A 24265-nucleotide genomic window follows, 5' to 3' on the forward strand; every position below is an offset into this window, starting at 1 on the left:
TGCGCGGCTTTTTGCTACTCTAAAACTAATAAAAAAACGACGAGGCAGCAGAACAGTGGTGAAAACGGGCTTTCGGGGCACGTTTGTCATAAGCTGGTCGCAAACAGAAATAGATGGGCTAGACGCCGCGCCGGTGCGATCTCTTGAGGTAGGGGCGGCATGGGCATGGCGGGGCGACGTGGTACGCGTCGACGGCCCTTCTGACGTATTGCGACTGGATCAGGCAGATGGAGCAGAAGAACTTCGCAAACGGGCGTCACGTATGGTGCATCGGCTTGTCGGGACGGCTTTGGAAAAAGAAGTCGCGGTGCCGCGCAAGAACTATGGCGACGACCAATTCGCAAACTTGATGGATAACAGTTTCGTCGTCACGGACGGCGGCAAAAGCTATACCGTGACGTTGATCGAAGTCGGCGGCGGTAGCCAGCCGTTGTTGATGTTCCACGACGAAATTCCGCCACGCAACAGCGACCTTTGGATTGTGCACCACACATTGGGCACCACGTCACTGGATAAGGTCGCGCAGCAAAACGGCGGCGTGATCTGCTTTACGCCCGGCACATTGATCCGCACAGACAACGGCCTGAACCGGATAGAGGATTTGTGCGAGGGCGATCTGGTTCAAACCAAAGACAACGGCATGCAGCCTGTCCGCTGGATCGGCAAACGCCGGATGAGCGGTGCACGCCTGTTTGCGATGCCACATTTGCGCCCCGTCAGATTCCACGCAAATTCGCTGGGTCTGGCAAGGCCGGACCGGGATTTGCTGGTGTCGCCAAGCCACCGCATGTTGATCAAGGGTGATGTCGCACAAAGCCTGTTCAACACCAACGAGGTTTTGGTCACGGCGCGCGATCTGATCAACGGCTCAAGTGTGACGGTCGATGCACATGCGCGCGAGGTGACGTATATCCATGTGTTGTTGGATAGCCATCAAATCATGTGGGCGAATGGTGTCGAAACCGAAAGCTTCCACCCGGCATCTGCCGCGCTGGAAAGTCTGGATGCCAGCGACCGCGCCCGTTTGATCAAGAACTATCCAAGCCTCAGCTTTGATCCGCATACCTATGGCAGCTATGCGCGCCGGAATCTCTCGGTGTCCGAGGCCGCGATCCTTAAACACGCCGCATAATCAGGTCGGGCCGCGCAATCAGCGGCCCGAACCCCTTTAGCCGCCGGCGCGGCTGTCGACCAACGCCTTGATAATCGCCTTGGCACTGTCGCTTGACCAATCCGCATCGCCCCGCAGCCGCGCAATTTCGCGCCCCTCAGGGTCCATGATCACGGTGATCGGCAGGCCAAAGATACCCATCTGGCTGGCAACTGCCTGTTTGGGGTCTTGGTGGCGGGGCAGGCTGTCAACGCCCGCTTCCTCAAAGAACCGTTTGATCCCTTCGGGCGAATTGCGGCCCGTAGCGAGTGTCAGCACTTCGAAATCATCGCCGCCGAATTCTTTTTGCAAGGCGTTCAGCTGTGGCATTTCCTTGCGGCAGGGCGCGCACCAGGTCGCCCAGAAATTGACCAGCACATATTTGCCGCGCCAATCCTCAAGCGTGGCCGTGCCCGCGCCATCAGCCAGATCAAACGCAGCCGTAGACGTTGCCACAGGCGCGTCATGCACCACCAGTTTTTTCATGTCACCGTCACGCAGCGCCGTGATATCGGCAGTTTGCGCAAAGCTGGGGTTTGCACCGACCGCTAGGGCCGTATAAACGAGCGCGAGCATTATCTTTTTCATTTTCCCTCCGAGGGGTTGCCTGATGACCGATACGACTTCGAACAAAATGTGGGGTGGCCGTTTCGCCGCCGGACCAGACGCGATCATGGAGGCGATCAACGCCTCGATCTCGTTTGACCAGCGCATGGCCGCCCAGGACATCGCCGGGTCGCGCGCCCATGCGGCCATGTTGGCTGCACAAGACATCATCAGTGATAGCGATGCTGACGCCATTCGGAAAGGCCTGCTCACGGTCTTGTCAGAGATCGAAGGCGGCACCTTTGCCTATTCGACCGCGCTGGAAGACATCCACATGAACGTCGAGGCGCGCCTGAAAGAGGTCATCGGCGAACCTGCGGGCCGCCTGCACACAGGCCGGTCGCGCAACGATCAGGTGGCGACAGATTTCAAGCTGTGGGTGCGCGATCAATTCGACGCCGCCGAAAGTGGTTTGCTGGCTTTGATCCAGGCATTGTTGGGCCAGGCAGAGGCCGGGGCCGATTGGGTCATGCCCGGTTTCACCCATTTGCAGACCGCACAGCCGGTCACGTGGGGCCATCACATGATGGCCTATGTAGAGATGTTTGGCCGCGATCTGGGCCGGATGCGCGATGCGCGGGCGCGGATGAATGAATCGCCCCTGGGTGCTGCTGCGCTGGCCGGCACGTCCTTTCCCATCGACCGCGACATGACGGCGCAGGCGTTGGGCTTTGACCGTCCGTCGGCCAATTCGCTGGATGCGGTCAGCGACCGCGACTTCGCCCTCGAATTCCTCGGGGCGGCGTCCATCTGTGCGATGCACCTGAGCCGTTTCGCGGAAGAACTGGTGATCTGGTCGTCGGCGCAATTCCGTTTCGTGACCCTGTCGGACCGGTTTTCGACCGGGTCCAGCATCATGCCGCAGAAGAAAAACCCTGACGCGGCAGAACTGATCCGCGCCAAGATCGGTCGCATCATGGGGGCCAACGTGGCGTTGATGATGGTGATGAAGGGCCTGCCGCTGGCCTATTCCAAGGACATGCAGGAAGATAAAGAACAGGTATTCGACGCCGCCGACAACCTGATGCTGGCGTTGGCCGCGATGGAAGGCATGGTTAAAGACATGTCCGCCAACCGCGACAGCCTTGCTGCGGCGGCGGGGTCGGGTTTCTCGACCGCGACCGATCTGGCCGACTGGCTGGTGCGGGTGCTGGGTCTGCCTTTCCGCGATGCGCATCACATCACCGGATCGCTGGTGGCGCTGGCTGAAAAGAACGGCTGTGACCTGCCTGATCTGACGCTGGACCAGATGAAAACCGCCCATGACGGGATTACCGCAGACGTATTCGACGTGCTGGGTGTGGAAAATTCCGTCAATTCGCGTATGTCTTACGGGGGTACCGCGCCCGCGCAGGTGCGTGCGCAGGTTGCCCGCTGGAAAGGAATTCTTGGATGAAACGCGCATTTGCCATCTTTGCCCTTCTCGGCTTGGCCGCATGCGGTGCAGATGGTGAACCGACCCCGCCGCACGTGAACACCGCTGTGACCCTGTCAACTTCGGGCGTGTCGCTTGGGTCCTCCGTGTCGGTGGGCCGCGGGCCGTTCCGGTTGGGGCTTGGGCTGTCGTCATGATGCGGTTGGCATGTATCCTCGTTATGTGTGCTGCGGTTGGGGCCTGTACCAAACCGTCGCCAAAAGAGGCGGATGACGCGCAGAATGCACGCCAGCAACCGACACCGACAGCGTCAGGCCTGACTGTTTCAGGCTACGCCACAGTCGGCGTGATCAAGAGTTTCTGAGATGTCGATGCTGCGGATGATCTATCTGGCGCTGGCGATCTGGGGCGCGATCCATCCGATGTATTATTTTGTCACGTGGTTTCGGGCCAATGGCGTTGATATCATGGGCATGGTTGACGCGTGGCATGCGAATGCCGCTGCCAGCGGGTTGGTCTGGGATTTGACCATTGCGGCCGTCACCTTGACCGTGTGGATCATCGCCGAAGTCGCTGTGCGGCGAAATTGGCAGGCGCTGATTGCCATTCCCGCAACCTTTGGTATTGGGGTAAGCTGTGGCCTGCCATTGTACCTTTTCCTGCGGTCGGCCCCTGTAAAATAGCGCCGGAGCCTCCGGCGGGGATATTTGGGAGCCAGAGAAGATGGATCATTTCCTGTATCGCGACGGTGCGCTGTTCGCTGAGGATGTCGCAATTGCCGAGATCGCGGCTGCGGTGGGAACACCGTTTTACGTCTATTCGACGGCGACGCTTTTGCGGCATTTCAAAGCATTCGATGATGCGTTGGAAGGGATGGACCATCTGGTGTGTTATGCCATGAAGGCCAATTCCAATCAGGCGGTATTGCGGACGTTGGCACAGGCGGGCGCGGGCATGGATGTGGTGTCAGCCGGTGAATATCTGCGCGCCAAGGCGGCGGGTGTTCCGGGCGACAAGATCGTGTTTTCCGGCGTAGGCAAAACCGCTGCCGAGATCCGCTTGGCGCTTGAGGGTGGCATTCGCCAATTTAACGTTGAATCCGAGCCGGAGATGGAAGTGCTGGATGCTGTGGCGCGGTCGCTGGGCAAGGTCGCCCCGATCACCATTCGCGTGAACCCTGATGTCGATGCCAAGACCCATGCCAAGATTGCCACTGGCAAATCCGAGAATAAATTCGGCATTCCCATTGCGCGCGCCCGCGAGGTCTATGCGATGGCCGCTGGTATGGCCGGTTTGCAGGTCATCGGCATTGATGTGCATATCGGCAGCCAGTTGACTGATCTGGCCCCGTTCGAGCAGGCCTATGAGAAGGTGGCAGAACTGACCGAAGTCTTGCGGGCCGACGGCCATACGATCCAGCGGCTTGATCTGGGGGGCGGTCTGGGTATCCCGTACGAGCGCAGCAACGAAGCGCCGCCCTTGCCCAGTGACTATGGTGCGATGGTGCGGCGCAAGCTGGGCCATCTGGGCTGCGAGATCGAGATTGAACCGGGCCGTCTGATTGCAGGCAATGCCGGGTTGATGGTGAGCGAAGTCATCTATGTGAAGTCCGGCGAGGGGCGCGATTTCCTGATCCTTGACGGCGCGATGAATGATCTGATCCGCCCTGCGATGTACGAGGCGCATCATGATATCGTCCCTGTGGTTGAACCGGCCGCAGGGGCGGAGCAGCAGCCCTATGACATCGTTGGCCCGGTTTGCGAATCCGGTGATACTTTTGCCAAGCAGCGCATGATGCCCAAGCTGGCTGCCGGTGATCTGGTCGCGTTCAGAAGTGCTGGCGCATATGGTGCCGTGATGAGCAGCGAATACAATTCGCGCGCCCTTATTCCCGAGGTATTGGTCAAGGATGATCAATTTGCGGTTATTCGCCCACGCCCGACCTTTGACGAAATGATAAATCGCGATACCATCCCTGAATGGCTTTGACCGCGCGCCGCGTGTCAGCCATGCGGGAGAACGGTAGCGATGACCCTTTTCACAACCGATGATCAGCGCCGCGGGCTTGCGGAAATTCGCTGGCCCCTGAGGCTGACCTGGGCCGGAATGTGGGCGGAGAGCCTTGTTCAGGCGCTGTGGCCGTTGCTGAGCGTTGTTTTGGTGGTGCTTGCGGCCTTGATGCTGGGGTTTCACGAAACTTTCCCGGTTGAGGGTGTGTATGGTGCTGCCGCTGCGGTTGGCATCGCTGTTCTTGGGGCCGTGGTCTATGCCGTGCAGGTTTTCCGCCTGCCCCACCGCACCGAGGCATTGGCGCGGCTGGATGCGAGTTTGCCGGGCCGGCCCATTCAGGCGCTGATGGATGATCAGGTGATTGGCGCTGGCGATGCCGCGTCGATGGCTGTGTGGCAAGCCCATCAAAAGCGCATGGCAGATCGTGCCGCGACGGCGCGGGCGATCCCTGCGGATCTGCGGGTCAGCCGCCGCGACCGCTATGCCTTGCGCTATGTCGCTGTGCTGTTTTTCGGGGTGGCGCTGGTATTCGGGTCTGTTTGGCGTGTGGGGTCCGTTGCGGGGATGGTGCCGGGGGGCGGCGATCTGGCGAATGGTCCGGTCTGGGAAGGCTGGGCAGAGCCGCCGCGCTATACTGGACGGCCCACGTTATATCTGGCCGATCTTGAGGAAGGGCCGCTGAGCCTGCCAAGCGGCACGTTGATCACCTTGCGGCTTTATGGCGAGGTGGGCGCGTTGCAAGTGGCCGAGACCGTGTCGGGGCGGGCCGCACCCGCCGATGCCGAACCGGCCTTGGTGTTGGATTTCAAGGTCAATCAAAGCGGAGAGATCAGCATTGACGGGCCCGGGGGGCGCAATTGGCGTGTGACCATGCTGCCCGATGCGGCCCCTCGGGTTGAAATCACCGGTGAACCGAAGGTCGCGGCCTTGGGCGAAATGCGTCTGCCCTTTGCCGCCAGCGACGATTACGGCGTCGAGGCCGGAGAGGCGCGGATATCGCTTGATCTGGCGTCGGTTGACCGGGGCTATGGTCTGGCGATTGAACCGGATGCGCGGCCCGAACTGATCATTCCGCTGCCCATGCCGATCTCGGGCAACCGGACCAATTTCGAAGAAAACCTGATCGACGATTTTTCCAAGCACCCCTGGGCGAACCTGCCCGTCAAAATCAGCCTGAGCGTTCTAGACGCGTCAGAGCAGCAATTTGCCACTGAACCCAGCGATATGATCCTGCCGGGGCGGCGGTTTTTCGATCCGCTTGCGGCGGCCGTGATCGAACAGCGGCGCGATCTGTTGTGGGCCAAAGCGAATGCATCGCGTTTGGTACCGCTGTTGAAAGCGGTGTCTTACCGCCCCCAGGATGTGTTCCGCTCCGATACCTCGGCCTTGCGGTTGCGCCGCCAGATTGAACGGCTGGAAATCCGTGCCAAATACGGGCTGACGGATGAGCTACAGGCCGAAATTGCGGATGATCTGTGGGATCTGGCGATCGAGCTGGAAGAAGGGGTGCTGGCAGATGCGTTGGAGCGGATGCGGCGCGCGCAGGAGCGCCTGACCGAAGCCATGAAAAACGGTGCCTCCAAAGAAGAGATCGCTGAGCTGATGGACGAATTGCGCCGCGCAACCGAGGATTACCTGCAGCAATTGCAGCGTCAGCAGGCCCAAGAGGGGCAAGACGGCGAGCAGCAGCAGGGTCAGCAGGGCGAAACGATGCAGATGACCCAAGACGATTTGCAACGCATGATGGACCGTATCCAGGAGCTGATGGAGCAAGGGCGCATGGCCGAGGCCGAGCAAGCGTTGCGCGAGCTGCAAGAGATGATGGAAAACATGCGCGTGACCGAAGGCCAGCCCGGTCAGGGCGGCAAAAGCCCCGGACAAGAGGCCATGGAAGGTCTGGCCGATACCTTGCGTGAACAACAAGAGCTGAGCGATCAGGCGTTTCGTGATCTTCAGGAGCAGTTCAATCAGGGCGGCCAGCCAAACCAGCCCGGGGAGGCCCCCGGCCAGCAGCAAGGGCAGGGCCAGCAGCCGGGCCAAGAACCGGGCGAGGGGCAACAACAAGGGCAGGGTCAGCAACCCGGCCAGAATGACGGGCAATCCCAGCCGGGTCAGGATCAGGGCTCAATCGCCCAACGCCAGCAAGCCTTGCGCGACGAGTTGAGCCGCCAGGAAGGCCGCTTGCCCGGTGGTGGGTCGCCCGAAGGTAAGGCCGCGCGTGACGCATTGGATCGTGCGGGTCGTGCGATGGACGGGGCAGAGGAAGCCTTGCGCCAGAACGATCTGGCAGATGCCATCGACAACCAGGCCCAGGCGATGGAGGCCCTGCGTGAGGGCATGCGTGCGCTTGGCGATGCGATGGCGCAAGAACAGCAGCAAGAGGCTGGTCAGGGCACAGCCGAAGGCACCCAAAAGGGCGACAACCGTGATCCCTTGGGGCGCAATCAATCCTCTAACGGGGGCGAAAGCACCGAAGGTGATCTGGCGCTGGACAATGATGCCTATGGCCGCGCGCGCGAATTGCTGGATGAAATCCGCCGCCGTTCAGGAGAGGCTGAGCGCCCCGAGGTGGAGCGCGATTACCTGAATAGGCTTCTGGATCGTTTCTAGGTTGAGATAGCCGCCAATCGGGCAGCCGCTAGCTGCCGGATTGGCTCGCCTTTGTGTCAAGCCACTGCAACATGTTTTGCAATCCGCTATCAAGCGAGACGCGTGCCTGATTGATCGTGGCAACATAGCTGGACAGAAAAGGCTCAAGCTGCGGAACAGCAGCCGATAGTTGCGGCGCAAAAACATAGGCAAGCAACATCAGCAGCGCCAAGACCACAATGATTGTGAACCCGCGCTTAAATCCACCCTCGCGTTTTGCCGCCGGGGTAACGGTTGAATCTTCGAGATCGGGGTCCGCCGAGCGGCGTTCGTTACCGGTGCGCAGGGTCGAATTGATTTCTTCGATATCGGGCAACAGATCGCGCCGCGATGCCAGTGCGGCAGCACTTGCCCCGGCAGGTACCGCTTCGTGTTCTGTTTCCTCGCCACGCATACGCGCCGTGCGGGCTTTGGCAAGGCGGGCCCGCTGGTCGGGGGTGGGCTCATCCGCACTGTCATCCAGACCCAGATCGGGCTGGCTTTCCAATACCTCGGCCTGCTTGGTGCGGCGGGCCAGCTTTTCAGCTTCGGCTTCCTGACGCAGAATATCGGCGACCGACGGATCAAGCTGTTTGCGTTCGGGCGCGGGTTTGGCGTGCGAAGCCGGGGGCGGGGTTGCCGTTTCCTCGTCCGGGGTCGGAGTGTTGTCACCCAACCCTTCGGGGTCTTCGGCAGGCATGTAATCGGGGTGGTGTTGAAACCATGTTTGCCCGCAGTTGGAGCATTGCACGTCACGCCCGGCTGTTGGCATCACGCTATCGGGCACTTCATATTGTGCATCACAATTGGGACAGATCAGTCTCATCTTTCTTCCGTACCCATTGAAAACTCCATCGTTTGCGCGTGACTGTTACCTTATGTTCTAGAAAACCGCAGGAAAAGTGCAAACTTCGATGTATCGCTGTGTTGGGGTGCATTGAAACCCATGCGGTGCTGAGGCACAACAGTCCAAACCAAGTGGGATAAGCCTGTGATCGAATTTGAAAACGTGGCCTATAGTTATGGCGGCGGCGAACTTTTGTCCGATATCTCGGTCAAGCTGGCCCCGGGGTCGTTTCACTTTCTGACAGGGCCATCCGGGTCCGGGAAAACCACCTTGATGAAGCTGTGTTATGGCGCGCTGCTGCCAACGGCGGGGCATGTGACGCTGTTTGGCAACGATGTGCGCAGCCTTGACCGCGACGATATTGCCATGGTGCGCCGCCGCGTCGGTGTCGTGCATCAGGATTGCCAGTTTCTTAATCACTTGCCGGTTGCCGAAAACATCGGGTTGCCGCTGACCGTCTCTGGCAGGCATGACGAAACCGGTGGCGAAGATCTGTCCGAACTGCTGTCATGGGTGGGTCTGAGCAACCGCGCAGATGCATTGCCGCCGGAACTGTCGGGCGGTGAACGCCAGCGAGCGGCGCTGGCCCGTGCGGTAATCATGTCGCCCGATGTGGTGCTGGCTGATGAGCCCACTGGCAACGTAGATTGGGAAATGTCGCAGCGGTTGCTCAGGCTGCTGGTCGAGTTGAACAAGATGGGCAAGACCGTGTTGATCGCGACCCATGATCTGGGTCTGATCCGCGCCACCAAAGCGCAGGTGCAGGCACGGGTCTTGCGGATCGCCAACCGGCGCATCCAACTGGCGGGGGCAGATTTGTGAGCGCGCTTCAAGTTGCCATTGCCGCCCTGTGGACCGGGGACCGCCATGCCGACCGCGTGGTGCCGCCATCCGGTTTTACCGCGCAACTGACCTTGTTCGCGTCAGGGACGATGGCGTTTCTGGCTGTGTTTGCGCTGGCGCTGTCGCTGGCATCGGGTCGGCTTGCCACGATTTGGGGGCAGGAACTGGCGCGTACCGCCACGATCCGTGTGGTGGCCCCCGTAGATCAACGCGCAGCCCAGACCCAAGCCGCCCTGCGCATTCTTGAGACAACCAAAGGCGTCGCCTCGGCACGCGCCCTGACGGATGCCGAACAGCAATCCTTGCTGGCCCCATGGTTCGGGCCTGAACTGGCCATCGACGCGCTGCCCGTGCCGCGTTTGATCGAAATTATCGAAGACAGCGATGGCATGGACCCCGAAGGCCTGCGCTTGCGTCTGGCCGCAGAGGTGCCCGGTGCCGTTCTGGACAACCACAACCGCTGGCGCGCGCCCTTGGTCAAAGCCGCATCCAGATTGAAACTGCTGGGCTGGATATCGACCATCCTGATTACCGCAACCCTTGCGGCGATGGTCACGCTGGCCGCGAATGCAGCGCTATCCGCAAATGCGCAGGTGATCGCGGTTCTGCGACTGGTGGGTGCCACCGATGGCTATATCGCCCAAGCCTTCATTCGCCGGTTTACCTTGCGCGCCCTGTCGGGGGCTGCTGCCGGGATGGTGCTGGGGATGCTTGCGGTACTGCTGTTGCCCAGCACGGATGACGCAGGCGGATTTCTGACAGGGCTTGGCTTTCAGGGGTGGCATTGGCTGGTTCCATTGCTGATCCCGTTTCTGGCAGGGGCTGTTGCCTTTGCCGCCACAGGTGCCGCCGCGCGCCGTACGTTGAAGGAACTTGCCTGATGATCCAGTGGATCCGGTCCCTCACATTCATTGCAATCGCCACCATCTCGATGCCGATTATCGGATTGGCCTTTGCCCCTTGGGCGATGTTTTCGTTGCGCGGTGCCTATGTGTGTTGCAAAAGCTATTCCCGCTTTGTCATGTGGCTGGCGGAACATCTGGTGGGGATGCGCTGCGAAGTGCGCGGTACGCCCCCCACAGGCGAGGTATTGATCGCCGCAAAGCACCAATCCTTTCTTGATATTTTGATGATCTTTCAGGCGATCCCGCTGGGAAAGTTCATCATGAAAAAGGAAATCCTGTGGACGCCCGTCGTGGGACAATACGCAAAACGCATGAAAATGTATGCGGTTGACCGTGGCAAGCGCGGTGCCGCGGTGACCAAGATGCTGGAGGATGTCAAAACCGGGCATCTCGAGGCCGGTCAGCTGATTATCTATTCCCAAGGGACACGCGTGGCCCCCGGCGTATCCGCGCCCTATAAAAAAGGCACGGCGGCCTTGTACGAACAGATGGGGCAAACCTGCATACCCGTCGCCACGAATGTCGGTTATTTCTGGCCGCGCCGCGGGCTGTATCGCCGCCCCGGTGTCGCAGTCGTCGAATTTCTGGACCCGATCCCGCCCGGTTTGCCGCGGGATGAATTCATGGCGCGCCTTGAAAACATGGTCGAGGCGCGGTCGGATGAATTGCTGCTAGAGGCACAGGCCGCCAACAAAGGCCGGTAAACCGGCGGTTGGGCCAAGGGGCGTGCGGAGATTTTTCGCGCGCCGGACATTTTCAAAACAGTTTTCAAAAAAGTCGGTGGTGGGTCAGGTGGGGCGTGAACCCCACCTGCGTTTCATCACATGTGGATTGCACCGTCACCACAGGCCAGCGCTGCCTCGCGCACGGCTTCGGAATAGGTAGGGTGCGCGTGGCACGTCATCGCCAGATCTTCGGCTGATGCGCCGAATTCCATCGCGACACAGACTTCGTGGATCAGATCACCCGCCGCTGGCCCGATGATATGCGCGCCCAGAATGCGATCAGTGTCTTTGTCGGCCAGGATTTTGACAAACCCTTCGCCGGCGAAAACGGCCTTGGCGCGCGCATTGCCCATAAAGCTGAACTTGCCGACCTTATAGGCACGGCCCGCTTCCTTGAGCTGCTCTTCGGTGGCACCGACATTGGCGACCTCGGGGTGGGTATAGATCACACCGGGGATCACGCCATAGTTCACGTGACCATGCTTGCCCGCCACGACCTCTGCCACGGCCATGCCTTCGTCTTCGGCCTTGTGGGCCAGCATCGGTCCTTCGATCACGTCACCGATGGCATAGATGCCTTTGACCGAGGTCTGCCAATGATCGTTCACCGCGATCTGGCCACGTTGTGTCATCTCAACGCCAAGGGCGTCGATGCCCAAGCCGTCGTAATAGGGTTTGCGGCCTGTGGCAACCAAAACAGCATCGGCATCAAGCGTGTGTTCGCTGTCGTCCTTGCGCAGTTTGTAGGTGACTTTGGCCTTGGTCTTGGAAGCTTCGGTGCTTTGCACGGCGGCCCCCATGACAAAGTCGATGCCCTGCTTTTTCAGCAGCCGCATGAAGTTCTTTTGCACTTCGCCGTCCATACCCGGGGTAATCGCATCAAGATATTCAACAACGGTGACTTCGGACCCAAGGCGCGCGTAAACGGAGCCAAGTTCAAGACCGATGACGCCGGCCCCGATCACGACCAGCTTCTTGGGCACTTTGTTCAGTGTCAAAGCGCCGGTGGATGTCACCACGATTTTCTCGTCGACCTCGACGCCGGGCAGCGATGCAGGCGCAGAGCCTGTCGCGATGATGATGTTCTTGGCTTCATGAATGTCGTCACCGACCTTGACCTTGCCGGCCTCGGGGATGGTGGCCCAGCCCTTGATCCAGTCGATCTTGTTCTTCTTGAACAGGAATTCGATCCCTTTGGTGTTGGTGTCGATGGTGTTCTGCTTATAGGCCAGCATCTGGTTCCAGTCGACAGACGGGCTTTTGCCCTTGAGGCCCATATCTGCGAAATTATGTTCCGCCTCGTGCAGCATATGGGTGGCGTGGAGCAGCGCCTTGGACGGAATGCAGCCGACGTTCAGGCAGGTGCCACCAAGGGTTTCACGGCCTTCAACGCAGGCGGTCTTGAGGCCCAGTTGGGCACAACGAATGGCGGATACATAGCCGCCGGGGCCGGAGCCGATGATGATGACATCGTAGCTGGACATGGAAGGTCTCCTTGATGGGGCAGTGATTAATGTGGTCAGGCGGTGTGCCGGTTGAGGGGGAGGCTAGGGGGCGCTGCCCCCGTGCGCAAGCGCACTCCCCCGGGATTTTGGGCCATTTGGAAATTCAGAACAGGGCGGCGATCAACATAAGAACCGTTACCCCGAAGCCGATGACCCAGATGATCGAGCGCCCCGGGTGCAGCCCATAGGCATAGGCCGGGACATAGGCGATGCGGGCGGCGAGGAATATCCAGGCCAGAAGCGTTGTGTAGCCGGTGCTTTGGTTTGTGGTATGAATGACGAGCGCCGCGATGCCGAACAGGATCAGGCCCTCGAACATGTTGGTCATGGCGCGCCCCAGCCGTGCGGTGCGATCCGACATCTGGCGCGTCGGTTCGCGGTCGCGGGCGGACATGGTATAGCCCGACCCCAGCTCAATATTGGCGGGGATGGCGTAGGCGACAAAGGTCACCACCTGCACCAGTGCTGCAAGAACGAGGACCGTCAGTTCAGGGGGCATCATCGCAGCGCTCACGGTTTAAAGCGCCAGAAGATACAGCATTGCGGTTGCTGCAAACCCGACGAGCCAGACAAGGGTGCGGAGTGCGGGGATACCAAGGGCATAGACCGGCAGATAGATGATGCGGGCGACGAGAAACACCTGCGCTGCCAATAGGGTGGCGGGGCTTGTGCGGTCGAGGATGACAAGGATCAGGACCGCAGGCGCAAAGAGCGCCATGGCCGTGATGGAGTTGGCAAGCGCGCGTTCAATACGCGCGGTCATCCCGCTGACAGTGCGCGTTTCGTCGCGCGACGAGATCAGATAGCCGAGGCTCAGTTGCTGCATCCCGCCCAGAACCTGAAGCAGGATCGTCAGCATAACAAGCAAGCCATAGGTCGCGAGGATCGTTGTCTCTGTCATGGTATATCCTTTGCAAAGGGGCGCGCGGACAAAATGCCCGCGCGCCGTTTATTACAGATCCATCAGCAGGCGGCGTGGATCTTCGAGGGCTTCTTTCACCCGTACAAGGAAGGTTACCGCGCCTTTGCCGTCGACGATACGGTGATCGTAGCTGAGCGCCAGATACATCATCGGACGGATCACGACCTGACCGTTGATCGCCATCGGGCGGTCCTGGATCTTGTGCATGCCCAAGATCCCGGACTGTGGCGGGTTCAGGATGGGCGAGGACATCAGCGAGCCGTAAACACCACCGTTGGAGATGGTGAAGGTGCCGCCTTGCATTTCGGCCATCGACAGCTTGCCGTCACGGGCTTTCGCGCCCATTTCGCCAATCGTCTTTTCGATGGTCGCGAAAGACATGTCTTGTGCGTCTTTGATCACAGGCACCACAAGACCTGTGGGTGTGCCGGCCGCGATGCCCATGTTGACGTAGTTCTTGTACACCACATCGGTGCCGTCGATTTCGGCGTTCACCTCGGGGACTTCGTGAAGGGCGTGGATACAGGCCTTGGTGAAGAAGGACATAAAGCCGAGCTTCACGCCATGCTTCTTGAAGAACAGGTCTTTGTATTCGTTCCGCAGGGCCATAATCTCGGTCATGTCGACCTCGTTATAGGTGGTCAGCATCGCGGCGGTGTTCTGGCTGTCTTTCAGGCGGCGCGCAATTGTCTGGCGCAGACGGGTCATTTTCACCCGCTCTTCACGCGATGCATCTTGTGGGGCAGAGGGCGCGCGGGGGGCGGCAGCCGGTGCCGGCTTTGCAGCGGAGGTTCCGGCGGCGACGGCCTTGGCGACGTCATCCTTCATCACGCGGCCATCGCGGCCCGTGCCGGTGACCTGATCCCGAGAGATGCCGGCCTCGGCCATCGCTTTTTTCGCGGATGGCGCATCTTCGATATCACCGGAGGCGGGGGCAGCGGAGGGTGCCGCTTGGGCCGCTGGCTTGGCTGTTGGGGCAGAGGCCCCGGCGGCCCCTTCGGTGATGACCGCAAGTTTGCCATTGGCCTCGACGGTTGCACCTTCTTCGAAAAGGATCTCGGTCAGGATGCCAGCGGCGGGTGCGGGGACTTCGACGCTGACCTTGTCGGTTTCCAGTTCGCACAGCATCTCGTCGGCTTCGACGGTGTCGCCGACTTTCTTGAACCAGGTGCTGATTGTCGCTTCGGTCACGGATTCGCCAAGGGTGGGGACCATCACATCGACAGTGTCACCACCGGCAGCAGGTGCGTCGGCTTTCGCCGCAGGTGTTGACTTAGCATCCTTCGCGGCAGGTTTTTCACCGCCTTCGGAAATATTGGCCAGCAGGGCATCAACGCCAACGGTTTCACCTTCGGCGGCAATGATCTCGGCAAGGGTGCCTGCCACGGGGCTGGGTACTTCGACGGTGACCTTGTCGGTTTCCAGTTCGCACAGCATTTCGTCAACCGCGACGGTGTCGCCTGGTTTCTTGAACCATGTTGCCACGGTCGCTTCGGTAACGGATTCACCCAGTGTCGGGACGCGTACTTCGCTTGTCATGGTTATTTTCCTTCGATGGTCAGCGCTTCGTCAACGAGGGCTGCTTGTTGTGCTTTATGTTGAGAGGCCAGACCCGTTGCGGGCGACGCCGATGTGGCGCGACCTGCGTAAACGGGACGGGTGTGCGTGGCATTGATCCGGCCAAGAACCCATTCGATGTTGGGTTCGATAAAGGTCCAGGCCCCCTGGTTTTTGGGTTCTTCCTGACACCAGACCATTTCAGCGTTCTTGAAGCGTTCCAGTTCCTTGACCGCCGATTGCGCGGGGAAGGGGTAGAACTGTTCGAACCGAAGCAGATAGATATCGTCGATACCGCGGGCATCGCGTTCTTCGAGCAGGTCATAGTACACCTTGCCCGAACACATCACGACGCGCTTGATCTTGTCATCTGCAACCAGCGTGGTGTCCGAATTGCCCTGCTGGGCATCATCCCACAAAACGCGGTGGAAGCTGGAGCCGGTGGTAAATTCCTCGGTCTTGCTGACGGCCATTTTGTGGCGCAGCAGGGATTTCGGGGTCATCAACATCAGCGGCTTGCGATAGCTGCGGTGCAATTGGCGGCGCAGCAGGTGGAAATAGTTCGCAGGCGTGGTGCAGTTTGCCACGATCCAGTTGTCGCCGCCGCACATGGTCAGGAACCGTTCCAGACGCGCGGAGGAGTGTTCAGGCCCTTGCCCCTCATAGCCGTGCGGCATGAGGCAGACGAGGCCGGACATCCGCAGCCATTTGCTTTCACCCGAGCTGATGAACTGGTCGAACATGATCTGCGCGCCGTTGGCGAAATCGCCGAACTGCGCTTCCCACAAGGTCAGCGCATTTGGTTCGGCCAGCGAATAGCCGTATTCAAAGCCCAAAACCGCATATTCGGAGAGCATGGAATCGATGACCTCGTATTCGGCCTGCCCCTCGCGGATATGGTTCAGCGGATAATACCGGTCTTCGTTTTCCTGATTGATCAGGGCGGAATGGCGTTGCGAGAATGTGCCGCGTGCGGAATCCTGACCGGCAAGGCGGACCTTGTAGCCTTCGGTCAGAAGCGAGCCGAATGCCAGGGCTTCGGCTGTGGCCCAGTCGAAACCGGTGCCGGATTTGAACATCTCTGCCTTGGCATCCAGCAGGCGCGTCACTGTTTTATGTACCGGAAAGTTATCGGGTGCAGTTGTCAGCGCCTTGCCGATGTCGGCCATGGTTTCGGGCGCGATTGCCGTTTTGCCGCGCTGGTATTTCTTTTCCTTGGCCTTATCGAGATGCGACCACTTGCCATCCAGCCAATCGGCTTTGTTGGGGCGGTATTCTTTGCCGGCTTCGAATTCGGTGTTCATTTTCTCTTGGAACGCCGCTTTCATGTCCTCGATCTCGCCTTCGGGGATCAGACCGTCTTTGACAAGGCGATCTGTGTACAGCGTCAGCGTGGTCTTTTGCTTTTTGATCTTTTTGTACATCACCGGGTTGGTGAACATGGGCTCGTCGCCCTCGTTATGACCAAAGCGGCGGTAACAGATGATATCCAGCACCACGTCTTTGTGGAACTTCTGGCGGAATTCGGTCGCGACGCGGGCCGCGTGAACGACGGCTTCGGGATCGTCACCATTGACGTGGAAAATCGGTGCCTCAACCACCAGCGCGTTATCGGTCGGATAAGGACTGGAGCGGCTGAAATGCGGCGCGGTGGTAAAGCCGATCTGGTTGTTCACCACGATATGCATGGTGCCGCCGGTACGGTGACCGCGCAATCCGGACAGGGCGAAACATTCAGCCACAACGCCCTGGCCCGCAAAAGCGGCATCGCCGTGCAGCAGGATCGGCATTACCGCTGTGCGTTCCTTGTCGTTCAACTGGTCCTGCTTGGCGCGTACCTTGCCCAGAACAACGGGGTTCACGGCCTCTAGGTGGGACGGGTTGGCGGTCAGCGACAGGTGAACGGTATTGCCGTCAAATTCACGGTCAGACGATGCGCCAAGGTGGTATTTCACATCGCCCGATCCATCGACGTCCTCGGGCTTGAAGCTGCCGCCCTGGAATTCGTTAAAGATCGCGCGGTACGGTTTTTGCATCACATTGGCGAGAACCGACAAACGACCACGGTGCGGCATACCGATGACGATATCGCGAACGCCCAGCTGGCCACCGCGTTTGATAACCTGTTCCATCGCAGGGATCAGGGATTCACCGCCATCAAGGCCAAAGCGTTTTGTGCCCATGTATTTGACGTGCAGGAATTTCTCGAAACCTTCGGCTTCGACCAGCTTGTTCAGGATGGCCTTGCGGCCATTCTTGGTGAACTGGATTTCCTTGCCATAGCCTTCGATCCGCTCTTTCAGCCAGGCAGCTTCCTCGGGGTTCGAGATGTGCATGTATTGCAAGGCGAATGTGCCGCAATATGTGCTTTTCACGATGTCGACGATCTGCTTCATCGTGGCGATTTGCAGGCCCAGCACGTTGTCGATGAAAATCGGGCGGTCCATGTCTTTGGGACCAAAGCCATAGGCGGCGGGGTCCAGCTCGGGGTGGAGCGATTGTTCACGCATGCCAAGCGGATCAAGGTCGGCGGCCAAGTGGCCCCGAATACGGTAGGCGCGGATCAGCATGAGGGCGCGGATGCTGTCCAGCACGGCGCGTTGCACTTGTGCATCCGACAGCTCGATGCCTTTGGCGGCGGCTTTCTCGACGATCCGTTGGCCGGCGGCTTTGGTTTCGACCGGGGCAGGCCATTGGCCTGTCAGCGCGGCGGTCAAATCGTCCTGCGGCATCGGTGGCCAGTCGCTGCGTGCCCATGACGGGCCAGCGGCTTCGGCTTTTACGTCGGCGTCATCATCATCCATCGCCTTGAAAAACGCCTGCCACGCGGCATCGACCGCCGTCGGATCATTGGCATAGCGCGCATACATGGCTTCAAGGTACGTACTGTTTTGCCCCTCAAGAAACGAGGTGTCGTGGAACTGTTCGTTTTGCGGTTGGTCGGTCATGGCGATACCTCTGATGAGAGCGCGACGTTTGAATGTAAGGGGTCAGGCAGGGAAAGCCTCGCCTGACCGAAAGGGGTTTAGCCCTTGTTGATGGCTTCTTGAACAGCTTCGCCCAGTGTTGCGGGGCTGTCAGCAACAACGATACCAGCGGCTTTCATCGCTTCGATCTTGCTTTCTGCGTCGCCTTTACCACCAGCAACGATGGCACCGGCGTGGCCCATGCGACGGCCGGGAGGGGCTGTGCGACCGGCAATGAAACCGGCTGTTGGCTTCCAACGGCCTTTCTTCTTTTCATCGGCCAGGAACTGTGCGGCTTCTTCTTCGGCGGAACCGCCGATTTCACCGATCATGATGATCGACTGCGTTTCCGGATCGGCCAGGAACATCTCGAGGATATCGATATGTTCGGACCCTTTGATGGGGTCGCCGCCGATGCCAACAGCTGTGGACTGGCCCAGACCCAGATCGGATGTCTGTTTCACTGCTTCATAGGTTAGCGTGCCCGAGCGCGAGACAACGCCGCAGGTGCCGCGCTTGTGGATGTGGCCCGGCATGATGCCGATTTTGCACGCGTCAGGTGTGATGACGCCGGGGCAGTTTGGCCCGATCAGGCGCGACTTGGACCCGTCCAGCGCGCGCTTTACGCGCATCATGTCCAGAACCGGGATACCTTCGGTGATGCAGATGATCAGTTCCATTTCGGCGTCAATCGCCTCGAGGATGGAATCGGCTGCGAAGGGCGGTGGAACATAGATGACGGTTGCGTTTGCTTCGGTCACATGACGCGCTTCGTGGACAGAGTTGAACACGGGCAGGTCGAGATGGGTTTGCCCACCTTTGCCAGGTGTCACGCCGCCAACCATCTTGGTGCCATAGGCGATGGCTTGCTCTGTGTGGAACGTGCCCTGGGACCCTGTTAGGCCCTGACAGATCACTTTGGTATTTTCGTCGACAAGTACGGCCATTGTAATTTCCTATCTGTGGTTCGAAATGCTGACGGATCAGCATTGTTGTCTGAGAGGGCGTAGCCCCGTCGATATTGCGGGGCTGACTTAGGCCACTCCAGTTTGAAAATATGTCGCGCCGGGGGCGTTTGTGACGTCGCGGCCACTGTAACATGCGCCACAACCGGCATCGCCAACGCGATACCGGTTGCAAGACTTCAAACACATGCTCAGAAGGCGCTGCGTCACTTTGATTAACCCTTAACGGCTTTCACGATCTTCTGTGCGCCATCTTTCAGGTTATCCGCTGCAATCACGTCCAGACCGGAGTTGTTGATGATCGCTTTGCCTTCGGCAACGTTTGTCCCTTCAAGGCGAACAACCAATGGCACTTTCAGACCGACTTCTTTTACGGCTGCAACAACGCCTTCGGCGATAACGTCGCAGCGCATGATCCCACCAAAGATGTTGACCAGGATGCCTTTGACCTGCGGGTCAGAGGTGATGATCTTGAACGCTTCGGTCACTTTCTCTTTGGTGGCACCGCCGCCAACATCAAGGAAGTTCGCAGGCTCGGCACCGTAGAGTTTGATGATGTCCATTGTGGCCATCGCCAGACCGGCACCGTTCACCATGCAGCCGATTTCACCGTCAAGCGCGATGTAGTTCAGGTCGTACTTGGACGCCTCAAGCTCTTTCGCATCTTCTTCGGTGGTGTCGCGCAATTCGGCGATATCGGGGTGACGGTACATGGCGTTGCCATCAAAGCTGACCTTGGCATCAAGCACCTTCAGGTCACCACTGTCTGTGACGATCAGCGGGTTGATTTCCAGCATTTCCATGTCTTTTTCGACAAAGGCTTTGTACAGCTGGCCCATCAGGGCCACGCATTGTTTCACTTGCTTGCCTTCAAGGCCCAGCGTGAACGCGATGCGACGGCCGTGGAATGCCTGGTAGCCTGTTGCAGGGTCTACCGAAAAGCTGATGATTTTTTCTGGGGTCGATGCGGCGACCTCTTCGATGTCCATGCCGCCTTCGGTCGAGCAAACGAACCCGACGCGCGATGTCTGGCGATCGACCAGCAGGGCAAGGTACAGTTCGGTTTCAATGCCGGAACCGTCTTCGATGTAGATGCGGTTCACTTGCTTGCCAGCAGGGCCGGTCTGATGCGTGACCAAAGTGCGGCCCAGCATTTTTTTGGCTTCTTCTGCGGCTTCTTCGACCGACTTGGTCAGGCGTACACCGCCTTTGTCGCCAGCGTCGGCTTCTTTAAACGAACCCTTGCCGCGTCCACCTGCGTGGATCTGCGCCTTGACCACCCAAAGGGGGCCGTCCATTTCGCCAGCGGCTGTTTTTGCATCTTCGGCTTTCAGTACGACGCGGCCGTCAGATACTGGCGCGCCATATGTGCGCAAAAGGGCTTTCGCCTGATATTCGTGGATGTTCATGAAAAACGGTCCCGTTTTTTGTTCCAGTCAAATCGCGGTATACGATTGAGTCTTGATATTGGGTAAACAGTTTTTCTCAGAAATACAGGATTTTTCAAACAAAAGCGACATTTGTGATCACACGTATTTATCGTGTGATCACAAAAATTGGACAGCAGTCCGGAAATCGGCATTTCGTGTGCGGTGACGTTGGACGTCAGGGGGCAAGTTTACGCAAATAGGGCTCAAATTCGGTGCAGATTATGACCCTGACCAAAGAAGAATCGTAAAAGGCATTCGGCTGGCCGCAGGGCTCGACCGTGACTTCCAGGTCTTCGGGCAAGGCCAATAGTTCATTCAACGTGGCCACTTCGCCGCTGATGATCTCTTGGGCAAAGCCTTTGTCCGATCCGGTATAGATGATGCTGTCGCCGGGGCCTGCATCGAATAATTCATCAAATATCGGCCCCCAACTGTCATCTGCCAGTTGATATTCAGCCTCGCAGGTTTCTGCGCGCGCGGCAGGCAAACCCATGTCGTCGGCAAAATCATCGCGCGTGCCGACATTTGCCCCGTAAAACAGGCACACAAGATTATAGAACCGCTGCAAACTGGCCCCGTGTACCCCCCACGCCGTTTCGTTCGGATCGGTTTCGTTTTGTGATTCGGCATAAAGCCCCAACGCGCTGTCATAGGCGATGGACACCGCGTCTTCTTCCGAGAACGTATTTTCCAGAAACAGGACAGAGGCCATGTCGGCGGCGTCTTCTTCCTGTCCGAAAACGGGCAAGCGCATGATGTCGATCAGCGCATGGCCCATCTCGTGATAAAAGATCGAGATAAGATTTGCAGAGACAAAATTATCCTCGGCCTCATCAGCACAAGCGCCGAGGGGCAAAAGCAACGTCAGGGCAAAAATCAGCGATTTCACTTTGGCATCAAGGCCCAATAATCCAGATCAAGCAGAACATCGGGCAGGTATTTGCCATCGTCGCCCTTCAGCTTGAACGGATCGCCGCCTTTGGTTGCCACCAGACGCAAGCGGATCGCACCAACGCCGGGGGCGGATGTGTCGGCTTTGTCCAACACTTCGGACCACGCGCGGATGGTGTCGCCTGACAGGCACGGGTTCGCATGTGCCCCGCCGTTCAGCCCGACAATCATTTGCGCATTGGCCAAACCGTTGAACGACAGCGCCCGCGCCATCGAAATTACGTGACCGCCATAGATCAGCCGCGACCCGTCGGGGCGGGCAGAGGTGTCAAAATGAACTTTGGCGGTGTTCTGCCACAGGCGCGTGGCCATCATGTGTTCGGCTTCCTCCACCGTTACGCCGTCAACGTGGTCGATCTTTTCACCGACCTCGTAATCGCCCCAGCGGTGCGGTTCGCCGGCCAAGGTGAAATCGTAATTGCTGAAATCCAGATCGTCAGGGATATGCAGCTGTCCGACGCTTAGCGCTTTGGGCAGGTTTGGCACCACTTCGGCGGGGGCAGGGGCGTTGACATCGCGTTTGCGCACCATCACCCAGCGGACATATTCCAGCACTTTGCTATCGTCTTGGTTAAAGCCCGAGGTGCGCACATAGACCACGCCGGTTTTGCCGTTGGAGTTCTGTTTCAGCCCGATCACTTCGGACACAGACCGCAGCGTGTCACCGGGCCAGACGGGGGCGAGCCAGCGCCCTTGGGCATAGCCCAGATTTGCCACCGCGTTCAGCGATACGTCAGGCACGGTTTTGCCAAAGACGATGTGAAAGGTGATCATATCATCCATCGGGCTAAACGGCAGGCCGCAGCTTTGGGCGAATTGATCGGAGGAATAAAGCGCGTGACGTGCCGGATACAGCGCATGGTACAAGGCGCGTTCGCCGCCCTTTACCGTGCGCGGTACAGCATGGTGCAGCGTTTGGCCGACAGTGTAGTCTTCAAAGAAGCGACCGGCGTTTGTTTTCGTGGCAACCATCAGTGCTCCCCCAGTTTGGTGTCAGGGGTATAGGTGCCTTCGACTTCTTTCGTGACGGCCTGACCGCAGCGCATGATACCAGCGGCGGCGTCAAATGTCTGGGTCGGCGTGCCGTACAGTTCCCACCCCTTGTTCAGGGCATCGGTGACCTTGTGACAAAAGGCGGAGGTGTCCTCTTCGGACAGGAAACGGTAAAGTTTCATGCAGATACTCTCAGGTTAATGGCAGATTATTTCAAAGGAACGGCGTTAGGAGAACGGCGAGACGCCGAGCCAGCTATGGATGCCGACGACGATGACGAAAACGACAGCCGTGATCACGATAAGGCGGATATAGGTCGCCTTGCCTGCGGCTGGCGGCGGGGTCCAATCAGGTTCGGCTTTGTTGATCAGGATCACCGATCCGACGGCCCAGGCCAACATGCCACCGAACAGGATGATCGACGCAAGATCGCCGTTCACCAGCAAATGCGCTGTAGCCCAGATCTTGACGGCCATCAGTTGCGGGTGACGGGTCTTGTTGGCGGGCCATGCTTTGGCACCTTTGGCGGCACTTGATCCATAGACCCAGAAGGCCAGCACCATCAGCAGGTTGTTAATGTGGGTGAGGAAGCTGGGCGGATACCAGACATCAATGAATGCCGCACCGCGATAGCCGATGATGATCAGCACAAGGGATACGACAAGCGCCACGGCAATCACGCCTTTGCCTTTGTCGCCAAGGGCGGCCCGTTGGTCGGGCATCAGCCGTTTAAAGTAATGTGCACCGACCCAAAGGATCATGCCGAGGATCAAAAGTGCCATCATGGGGCTTACTCCGTTTGTAGGGCCGCGATTGCGTCCAGTTTTGCCAATGTTTCGCGCGCGGTTGCAACATGCAGGTTCTCTACGATGCGGCCGTCCACGACTGCCACACCCTGACCTGTTGCCTGCATTTCGTCAAACGCTGCGATTTGGCGGCGCGCAAGGTCTGCTTCGGCCTCGGATGGGGAAAATGCTTCGTTTGCCACATCCAGCTGTGCGGGGTGGATCAGGGTTTTCCCGTCAAAGCCCATATCGCGGCCCTGGTCACATTCGACGCGGTGGCCTTCGTCGTCTTTGAACGCGTTATACACCCCGTCGATGATCGCAATCCCGTTGGCCTTGGCGGCCAGCACGCACAGGCCAAGACCGGTCAGCAGCGGCAGGCGGTCGGGGCGGACGCGGGTTTGCAGGTCTTTGTTCAGGTCGTTGGTGCCCATGACCATGCATTGCAGCTTCGGGTGCGCGCCGATGGCGGCGGCGTTCAGCATGGCACCGGGGGTTTCCATCATCGCCCAAAGCGGGATGTCATCGGTGATGGCGGCAAGGGCGTCCAGATCGGCGGGGCTGCCGACTTTGGGCAACAGAATCGCGTCGCAGTCCATCTTGGCGGCGGCGCGGGCGTCGTCGGCACCCCATTCCGTGTCCAACCCGTTGATACGGATCACTTTGAAACGGCTGCCATAGCCGCCGTCCTTGAGCGCCTGTGCCAGCGTATCGCGGGCGGCGGTTTTTTCTTCGGGGATAACGGCATCCTCAAGGTCAAAGATGATCGCGTCGGCTGGCAGCCCGCGGGCTTTGTCCAGGGCACGGTCTTTCGAGCCGGGGATATAGAGAACAGAGCGGAGCGGGCGGGTGATTTTCGACATGATATGAACCTCCGAAGAAATAATGTTGCGCGCAGGTCTGCATTTTTTAACGAATACTTCAAGCGCAATCCCGCCGCAGCGCAGCAAATTGGGCGAATAATTCTTCGAATGGCGGGAATTAACGGATTGTTCAGCTGGATGGAGCACGGTTGCAGGGCATGCGTCGGCATCGCGGCTCTGTGTCTTCAGGGGAAAATGCCAGCGTGCCCCGATATCCATCATGACCGGTTTTCCTGTGA

At 59.0% G+C, this 24265-nt stretch carries 24 protein-coding genes; 10 read left to right on the plus strand and 14 right to left on the minus strand.

Annotated features, from left to right (window positions below):
* The first annotated feature begins 58 nt into the window (after positions 1-58).
* On the plus strand, positions 59-1132 hold the full coding sequence (locus HGT1_RS00745) for a Hint domain-containing protein (RefSeq protein ID WP_255200049.1): 1074 nt from the start codon (positions 59-61) through the stop codon (positions 1130-1132).
* A 36-nt stretch (positions 1133-1168) separates the two neighbouring features.
* Here the strand turns inward: HGT1_RS00745 and HGT1_RS00750 are convergent, their stop codons facing one another.
* A complete protein-coding gene (locus HGT1_RS00750) occupies positions 1169-1738 on the minus strand; it encodes a TlpA disulfide reductase family protein (RefSeq protein WP_176248064.1) in 570 nt (189 codons plus the stop codon).
* 22 nt (positions 1739-1760) lie between these two features.
* Between HGT1_RS00750 and argH the strand changes: the two genes are divergently transcribed.
* The 6 genes from argH to HGT1_RS00780 are packed head-to-tail and all read left to right on the plus strand — an operon-like array spanning position 1761 to position 7751.
* On the plus strand, positions 1761-3152 hold the full coding sequence (gene argH / locus HGT1_RS00755; RefSeq protein ID WP_176248065.1) for an argininosuccinate lyase: 1392 nt from the start codon (positions 1761-1763) through the stop codon (positions 3150-3152).
* Entirely contained in the window at positions 3149-3328 is a 180-nt protein-coding gene (locus tag HGT1_RS00760) for a hypothetical protein (RefSeq protein ID WP_176248066.1), read from the plus strand. The genes argH and HGT1_RS00760 overlap by 4 nt, the downstream gene beginning before the upstream one ends.
* Positions 3325-3495, plus strand: coding sequence for a hypothetical protein (locus HGT1_RS00765; protein ID WP_176248067.1), 171 nt, complete (start codon positions 3325-3327; stop codon positions 3493-3495). The genes HGT1_RS00760 and HGT1_RS00765 overlap by 4 nt, the downstream gene beginning before the upstream one ends.
* A gap of 1 nt (position 3496) precedes the next feature.
* Positions 3497-3814, plus strand: coding sequence for a DUF2834 domain-containing protein (locus HGT1_RS00770; protein ID WP_176248068.1), 318 nt, complete (start codon positions 3497-3499; stop codon positions 3812-3814).
* Between the two features lie 40 nt (positions 3815-3854).
* Complete coding sequence (lysA, locus tag HGT1_RS00775) at positions 3855-5120, plus strand: diaminopimelate decarboxylase (RefSeq protein ID WP_176248069.1); 1266 nt, start codon at positions 3855-3857, stop codon at positions 5118-5120.
* Between the two features lie 39 nt (positions 5121-5159).
* The gene (locus HGT1_RS00780) at positions 5160-7751 is read left to right on the plus strand and encodes a TIGR02302 family protein (protein WP_176248070.1); all 2592 of its coding nucleotides are present in this window, start codon (positions 5160-5162) and stop codon (positions 7749-7751) included.
* A 28-nt stretch (positions 7752-7779) separates the two neighbouring features.
* Here the strand turns inward: HGT1_RS00780 and HGT1_RS00785 are convergent, their stop codons facing one another.
* On the minus strand, positions 7780-8595 hold the full coding sequence (locus HGT1_RS00785; protein WP_176248071.1) for a zinc-ribbon domain-containing protein: 816 nt from the start codon (positions 8593-8595) through the stop codon (positions 7780-7782).
* Between the two features lie 165 nt (positions 8596-8760).
* Between HGT1_RS00785 and HGT1_RS00790 the strand changes: the two genes are divergently transcribed.
* From HGT1_RS00790 to HGT1_RS00800, 3 genes are read left to right on the plus strand one after another with little or no spacing between them, the layout of a single operon-like run.
* Positions 8761-9438 carry a cell division ATP-binding protein FtsE gene (locus HGT1_RS00790; protein WP_176248072.1) on the plus strand — a complete coding sequence of 226 codons (678 nt, stop codon included), beginning with the start codon at positions 8761-8763 and terminating at the stop codon, positions 9436-9438.
* Complete coding sequence (locus tag HGT1_RS00795; protein ID WP_176248073.1) at positions 9435-10340, plus strand: ABC transporter permease; 906 nt, start codon at positions 9435-9437, stop codon at positions 10338-10340. The genes HGT1_RS00790 and HGT1_RS00795 overlap by 4 nt, the downstream gene beginning before the upstream one ends.
* Positions 10340-11068, plus strand: coding sequence for a 1-acyl-sn-glycerol-3-phosphate acyltransferase (locus tag HGT1_RS00800; RefSeq protein WP_176248074.1), 729 nt, complete (start codon positions 10340-10342; stop codon positions 11066-11068). Before HGT1_RS00795 ends, HGT1_RS00800 begins: the two co-directional genes overlap by 1 nt.
* Positions 11069-11184: 116 nt before the next feature.
* On the opposite strand, the gene lpdA is transcribed toward HGT1_RS00800, so the two are convergent.
* The 12 genes from lpdA to HGT1_RS00860 all read right to left on the minus strand — a co-directional run bounded on the left by lpdA (position 11185) and on the right by HGT1_RS00860 (position 24026).
* Complete coding sequence (lpdA, locus tag HGT1_RS00805) at positions 11185-12573, minus strand: dihydrolipoyl dehydrogenase (RefSeq protein WP_176248075.1); 1389 nt, start codon at positions 12571-12573, stop codon at positions 11185-11187.
* Positions 12574-12697: 124 nt separating this feature from the next.
* Positions 12698-13093, minus strand: coding sequence for an MAPEG family protein (locus tag HGT1_RS00810; RefSeq protein WP_176248324.1), 396 nt, complete (start codon positions 13091-13093; stop codon positions 12698-12700).
* An 18-nt stretch (positions 13094-13111) separates the two neighbouring features.
* Positions 13112-13495 carry an MAPEG family protein gene (locus HGT1_RS00815; protein WP_176248076.1) on the minus strand — a complete coding sequence of 128 codons (384 nt, stop codon included), beginning with the start codon at positions 13493-13495 and terminating at the stop codon, positions 13112-13114.
* 51 nt (positions 13496-13546) lie between these two features.
* Positions 13547-15055: a 2-oxoglutarate dehydrogenase complex dihydrolipoyllysine-residue succinyltransferase gene (gene odhB, locus HGT1_RS00820; RefSeq protein WP_176248077.1), complete on the minus strand. Its 1509-nt coding sequence runs from the start codon at positions 15053-15055 to the stop codon at positions 13547-13549.
* 2 nt (positions 15056-15057) lie between these two features.
* Positions 15058-18021 (minus strand): 2-oxoglutarate dehydrogenase E1 component, encoded by a 2964-nt coding sequence (locus tag HGT1_RS00825; protein ID WP_176248078.1) that lies wholly within the window; start codon positions 18019-18021, stop codon positions 15058-15060.
* A 77-nt stretch (positions 18022-18098) separates the two neighbouring features.
* Positions 18099-18986 (minus strand): succinate--CoA ligase subunit alpha, encoded by an 888-nt coding sequence (gene sucD, locus HGT1_RS00830; RefSeq protein ID WP_176248079.1) that lies wholly within the window; start codon positions 18984-18986, stop codon positions 18099-18101.
* A gap of 233 nt (positions 18987-19219) precedes the next feature.
* Positions 19220-20413, minus strand: a complete 1194-nt coding sequence (gene sucC / locus HGT1_RS00835) for an ADP-forming succinate--CoA ligase subunit beta (protein ID WP_176248080.1) — start codon at positions 20411-20413, stop codon at positions 19220-19222.
* A gap of 196 nt (positions 20414-20609) precedes the next feature.
* Complete coding sequence (locus tag HGT1_RS00840; RefSeq protein WP_176248081.1) at positions 20610-21323, minus strand: DUF4344 domain-containing metallopeptidase; 714 nt, start codon at positions 21321-21323, stop codon at positions 20610-20612.
* Positions 21320-22357: a MaoC family dehydratase gene (locus HGT1_RS00845; RefSeq protein WP_176248082.1), complete on the minus strand. Its 1038-nt coding sequence runs from the start codon at positions 22355-22357 to the stop codon at positions 21320-21322. The genes HGT1_RS00840 and HGT1_RS00845 overlap by 4 nt, the downstream gene beginning before the upstream one ends.
* Entirely contained in the window at positions 22357-22560 is a 204-nt protein-coding gene (locus tag HGT1_RS00850) for a DUF1737 domain-containing protein (RefSeq protein WP_176248083.1), read from the minus strand. The genes HGT1_RS00845 and HGT1_RS00850 overlap by 1 nt, the downstream gene beginning before the upstream one ends.
* Before the next feature lie 45 nt (positions 22561-22605).
* Positions 22606-23163 carry an NnrU family protein gene (locus HGT1_RS00855; RefSeq protein WP_176248084.1) on the minus strand — a complete coding sequence of 186 codons (558 nt, stop codon included), beginning with the start codon at positions 23161-23163 and terminating at the stop codon, positions 22606-22608.
* 5 nt (positions 23164-23168) lie between these two features.
* Positions 23169-24026 (minus strand): CoA ester lyase, encoded by an 858-nt coding sequence (locus HGT1_RS00860; protein ID WP_176248085.1) that lies wholly within the window; start codon positions 24024-24026, stop codon positions 23169-23171.
* Between the last annotated feature and the right edge of the window lie 239 nt (positions 24027-24265).

Origin of the sequence: Sulfitobacter sp. HGT1 (assembly GCF_013282155.1) — a bacterium.
Lineage (GTDB): Bacteria > Pseudomonadota > Alphaproteobacteria > Rhodobacterales > Rhodobacteraceae > Sulfitobacter.